This is a genomic window from Coprococcus sp. ART55/1 (assembly GCF_000210595.1).
In the GTDB taxonomy this organism is placed as follows: domain Bacteria; phylum Bacillota; class Clostridia; order Lachnospirales; family Lachnospiraceae; genus Coprococcus; species Coprococcus aceti.
In genome coordinates, this window is the sequence record NC_021018.1 from 2,221,849 (window position 1) to 2,226,875 (window position 5,027).

Consider the following 5,027-nt stretch of genomic DNA (forward strand, 5'->3'; position numbering starts at 1 on the left):
AGGTTTATTTTTTATGGTTTCATCGTCAAAATAGAGCGGTGCATAGCTGGGGTTGGTGGAAATCAGTTCCAGTCCTTCTTTATATTTTCTCAGGCGTTTGCACACGGCGTCTTCACCAGCTATTGTAGCAATAACAGTGTCCCCTGTGTCTGCATCATCCTGTTGTCGGACAATTACAACGTCGCCGCTGCTGATCTTGGGTTCCATGCTATCCCCCTTTATTCTAAGAGCGTAGAATTTGCCAGTTTTAGCAAGACTTTCGGGTATTTCTTCTGTATCAATAATCTTTTCGGTTGAACAAAATGTTTTGTCACATGATATATAATCAAATACAGGAATTGCATATGCCTCTGATTTCTTTTGGCTTCTTATGATATCTTTTTCTTCCAGAAGATCAGACCTAGAGCAATTGAAAATAGCGCACATGTGGTCAATTTTGTCCATTCGGGGAGACTTTAGTCCGTTACACCAATTTGACACAGTTGCAGTGCTGACATTCATCTGCTTAGCAAAGGCAGCTTGAGTATATTGATATTTATTAAGAAAAAAGAAAAGATTCTTTGCAAATTGGTCATTCATTCTTCTTTCAAATTCTATATCGGACATAGTAATCAACCTCCTTTTGAACAAATTATACACTTAAAGCTAATTTAATACAATATAAAATAAATATAAGTTAACTTATAGTAAAAAACAGCAGCGAGATAAAAAGGGGAACAAACTTTGACATATCCTTCTATTCATTATAAAATTAACCTGATTTTAATCTTTCTCATATTTTAGATTAATCATCGGTTGGTATAGTAATAACATCAGTTGATGATATCAGCAGCAAACGATAAGAAAGATGACAGATCATCGGAAGACGATGAAACTAAGATAATGAGAAAGGGTGCAAAGATCATGGATAAACTGGAAAAGGTAGAAAAGTTAAGAGAAAAAACAGGCGTAAGTTACGAGGATGCAAAGAATGCGCTTGAGGCATGCGATTACGATCTGCTGGATGCGATCATTTATCTTGAGAAGCTTGATAAGGTGAAAGCCCCTGAGGTGGAGAGCTTTACCACAGGCGAGGAACAGAAGACATCAACAGAGTTCGAGCAGGCACAGCAGACATATACAAATGACTGCAATAAAGTGACGTTTGGACAGATGATGGACAAATTTTTCAAATGGTGCGGCAAGGTGTTAAAGAAGAGTGTGGATAGCACATTCATAGTAGAACGCAGAGGCCAGACCATGATAAACGTTCCGGTGCTGGTGCTTGTGATCGCACTTATACTTGCATTCTGGGTAGTGCTTCCACTTCTTGTGGTAGGTCTCTTCTGTGAGTGCAGGTACCATTTTGAAGGAATCGGCGACATCAACGTAAACCTTAATAGCGCATGTGACAAAATGGCAGACTCAGTTGACAACCTTAAGTCCGACGTCAACAACAAGTAATCAGAAAGATATATAAAAACAATATCAACACAGAATAAAAAGCTATATGTAATAAAAACAACATATATATCAAGTTGGTATAAACTGAAAAAGAAAAATATTAAAAGTAAAAACAGACATAAAAAAGATGAAAACAGGAATATCTTTTGCCGATATTCTGTTAATTACCAGCTGATATAGTTTGGCTTTGAGAATGTAATGTCTGTGAAATATACCTCTGCAATGGGTAGCCGTGGCGACTGAGCTTTGGTGCTTCTTGCCGAGGCATATTTCACAGGCTTACTTCAAAACCAAACTATATCAGCGTCCGTCATAAAAGAAAGGAAAAAGATATGGCACAGAAGATTCTCATTGTGGAGGATGAAGAGAAAATTGCAAGATTTGTGGAGCTGGAGCTGCTGCATGAGGGATACGAGGCGGAGAAGGTATTTGATGGAAGAACAGGGTTGGACAAAGCTCTGTCCGGTGGCTTCGACCTCGTGGTGCTGGATGTGATGCTTCCGGGACTCAACGGTCTGGAGGTGCTTCGAAGAATCCGCAAGGAGAGTGATGTGCCGGTCATCATGCTGACCGCGAGAGATGCGGTCATGGACAAGGTATCTGGTCTTGATGCCGGTGCAGACGATTATCTCACCAAGCCATTTGCCATAGAGGAGCTGCTGCCAGGATAAGGGTTGCGTTGAAGAGACGCGGAGTTGCGGAGGTTCACACACACAGGATAGAGATCCGTGGAGTGTGCATGGACACCGACAGACATGAGGTCACAGTGTGCGGCGAGATAGTTGAGCTGACAAACAGGGAATTTGAGCTGCTCAGGACGCTCATGGAAAACAAGGACATCGTGATGGACAGGGAGAAATTGCTCAGTGCAGTGTGCGGATACGATTACCTTGGAGAGACAAACATCATAGATGTGTATGTGAGGTATCTGAGAACAAAGATAGATGACAGATTTGGAGTTAAGCTGATCACCACCGTCAGAGGTGTCGGATATGTTATCAGAGAATGACCATTTTGGATGCCAGGATAGAGCAGATAGATATGTGACAAGCCAGCAACGCATGGCACGGATACGCACAGATAGAGAGAAAATACATGGGAAAGAAAACTAACGAAAACAAAAGAATGTCATCGATAGCCAGAAGGATAAATATGAGCTTCTGGCTAAAAGAACTGGGCAATGTGATACTTATAGATATCGTCATTGCCTTTCTTATTGTAAGCGCATTTGCCGTGTGGGGAAGAAAGCAGCTTCCACAGGGCGTGGGCGGAATGAGATATTACGTTGAGAAAAATGAAGATGGCGGAGCGTATGAATATATAATAGAAGGGTCAGATGAGAAGAAGTACAGATATGACGTTAAGATCCTTTGGGATATCATAGAGCTTCCGGGCATTATATTGCTGGGGATGGAGACTATAGTGTTGTTTGCTGCGTTGTTCAGGACAGCGGATGTCAGAAGGAGATTAAAGCCGTTGAACGATCTGGCAGTTACGGCGGAAAAGCTCAGCAAAGAGCCGATGGATCACAATAAGATAGACGATCTGGAGAAAGCCATATCACACCTGTCTGCGGATGATGACGAGCAGGTTATACACACCGGAGACAAGGATCTCCAGAGCATAGAGATCGCGCTCAACAATCTGCTCAGAAATATGAAGGAAAATGAGAAACGTCAGATGAGATTCGTGTCGGATGCTTCCCACGAGCTCAGGACGCCTATTGCGGTGATCCAGGGATATGTGAATATGCTCGACCGATGGGGTAAGGAGGACGAACAGGTTCTGGAAGAGTCCATAGAGGCGCTGAAAAATGAATCCCAGCACATGAAGGAGCTTGTGGAACAGTTGTTATTCCTTGCAAGGGGCGACAGTGGAAGGCAGCACCTGAACATGGAGAAAACCGATCTCAACCGCATGGTAAGTGAAGTGTGGGAGGAGTCCATGATGATAGACGAGAGCCACAGATATGAGTTCCGTGGTACTGAGAATGAGGCGTGTGTGCTCGGCGATGTGGCGATGATCAAGCAGTCCGTCAGGATATTTGTCCAGAACGCGGCGAAGTATTCTGAACCCGGCACGGCCATAATACTCGGTGTAAAAGAGGAGCCCGGTTATGTCAGTTATATGATAGAGGACGAGGGAACCGGAATGAATCCGGGCGATCTGGCTCATATATTTGACAGATTTTACCGCTCGGATGAGGCCCGGAATAATGAGACCGGAGGCTCAGGTCTTGGCTTGTCCATCGCTAAATGGATAGTTGATGCCCACGGAGGTACCATACAGGTAATATCCAGAGCGGATATAGGATCAAGATTTGTTGTGAGGTTTCCTAAAATTGCTTAAAAAGAGAGGTTGCATATATTTATTGGTAATCTGAGTATCTGTGGTTGCTGAACAATCCCAGAATACAGCCTGCACTTCCTAAAATTATGTATTCTTTCATAAAAGAGGCGAGAGTCTTAACTGAGTGAACATCAATATACCATGGTATGATAGCATTAAAGAGATTTCCTCCGCTAAGAGACAGGATGATCAGTGTAAATGATAAAATGATGGCTATGGTGATGTTCTTCGCTGTATATACTGTGCCGTAATATAAACCGCAGAAGCAATATATTATAATAAGATTTTTGGCTATAAATCTTTCTGGGTAGAGAATTGTCCTGAAGAACAACAACGATGTTATGGCACACATTAATAAAGACAGGTATAAAAATGGAATAATTGTTTCTACCCATTTTATTCTGTGGGCTATGTAAAAAAGTTCCCGGCTTGGGCTATATACAAACGGCATAAAGGTTATTGTATATAGCAGCATAACGCACACAGGATATGCTATGCAGTAACACTGCTGCAGTGCGTTTTCTTTATCCTGCAGATCAAGGGGTTTCATCATCATAAAGCCCGTAATAGCAGCTAAAACAGCTATAATTACACAGAGTATCATTCCCTTACGCAATATAAATAGTGAGTTATGTATTCTTTGCACCATAGTTACACTCCGTTCCTGTAAGACTTAAGAATATACATGTATCCATCTTCCAAAGTGGGATCAGCTGATGCAGGCTCTGAGGTATCAATAGAAGGGGAAGCCAAAAGCCTGGTCATGGCTGTTTTGATTCCGTCTGTAGTGTCTTTTGCAATTATATAGCCTTGATCGATAATTTCTATATAATCACACAAAAACTCCGCATCGTCTACGATGTGTGTGGATATAATAATTATCTTGTCATCACAATTGGTTTGTTTTATAAGATCCCTGAATCTGAGTCTTTCCTCAGGATCAAGACCTGCTGTCGGTTCATCGCATATTATTATAGGGGGATTGCCAAGAAAAGCCTGGGCGATTCCAACACGTCTCACCATTCCGCCAGACAGAGTATGAGCCTTTTTGTCAATATAACTTGATAAATTGACACTTTCTATAACTGATTCGATGTCTTCATCAAGACTACATGATGAAATACCCTTGGAAAATGCAATATAACGCATACATTCTCTTACGGTCATTCCGGGAAAAAGACCAAATTTCTGAGGCAGATACCCGATATACAACAGAATGTATTATTTGCTCCGTT

7 protein-coding genes are annotated in these 5,027 nt (G+C 41.9%); 4 read left to right on the plus strand and 3 right to left on the minus strand.

What is annotated here, in order from left to right; translation table 11 throughout:
• A partial coding sequence (locus CCU_RS10015; RefSeq protein ID WP_243440886.1) for a LexA family protein occupies window positions 1–606 on the minus strand: 606 nt, incomplete at its 3' end.
• A 297-nt stretch (window positions 607–903) separates the two neighbouring features.
• On the opposite strand from CCU_RS10015, the gene CCU_RS10020 reads away from it, so the two are divergent.
• The 4 genes from CCU_RS10020 (at window position 904) to CCU_RS10030 (ending at window position 3,792) form a co-directional block, all read left to right on the plus strand.
• The gene (locus CCU_RS10020; RefSeq protein WP_070097467.1) at window positions 904–1,443 is read left to right on the plus strand and encodes a DUF4342 domain-containing protein; all 540 of its coding nucleotides are present in this window, start codon (window positions 904–906) and stop codon (window positions 1,441–1,443) included.
• 332 nt (window positions 1,444–1,775) lie between these two features.
• Window positions 1,776–2,114, plus strand: coding sequence for a response regulator (locus tag CCU_RS14540; protein ID WP_015534558.1), 339 nt, complete (start codon window positions 1,776–1,778; stop codon window positions 2,112–2,114).
• Window positions 2,115–2,122: 8 nt separating this feature from the next.
• Entirely contained in the window at window positions 2,123–2,452 is a 330-nt protein-coding gene (locus tag CCU_RS14545; protein ID WP_330369876.1) for a winged helix-turn-helix domain-containing protein, read from the plus strand.
• A gap of 86 nt (window positions 2,453–2,538) precedes the next feature.
• Window positions 2,539–3,792: a sensor histidine kinase gene (locus CCU_RS10030; RefSeq protein WP_015534559.1), complete on the plus strand. Its 1,254-nt coding sequence runs from the start codon at window positions 2,539–2,541 to the stop codon at window positions 3,790–3,792.
• A 19-nt stretch (window positions 3,793–3,811) separates the two neighbouring features.
• Here the strand turns inward: CCU_RS10030 and CCU_RS10035 are convergent, their stop codons facing one another.
• On the minus strand, window positions 3,812–4,441 hold the full coding sequence (locus tag CCU_RS10035) for a hypothetical protein (protein ID WP_015534560.1): 630 nt from the start codon (window positions 4,439–4,441) through the stop codon (window positions 3,812–3,814).
• A gap of 2 nt (window positions 4,442–4,443) precedes the next feature.
• Window positions 4,444–5,004, minus strand: a complete 561-nt coding sequence (locus CCU_RS10040) for an ATP-binding cassette domain-containing protein (protein ID WP_256364699.1) — start codon at window positions 5,002–5,004, stop codon at window positions 4,444–4,446.
• Between the last annotated feature and the right edge of the window lie 23 nt (window positions 5,005–5,027).

Excerpts from the sequence above, each read along its gene's own strand:
- CCU_RS10020 (WP_070097467.1), top strand. The coding sequence starts at position 904 with ATGGATAAACTGGAAAAGGTAGAAAAGTTAAGAGAAAAAACAGGCGTA.
- CCU_RS14540 (WP_015534558.1), top strand. The coding sequence starts at position 1,776 with ATGGCACAGAAGATTCTCATTGTGGAGGATGAAGAGAAAATTGCAAGA.
- CCU_RS10030 (WP_015534559.1), top strand. The coding sequence starts at position 2,539 with ATGGGAAAGAAAACTAACGAAAACAAAAGAATGTCATCGATAGCCAGA.
- CCU_RS10035 (WP_015534560.1), bottom strand. The coding sequence starts at position 4,441 with ATGGTGCAAAGAATACATAACTCACTATTTATATTGCGTAAGGGAATG.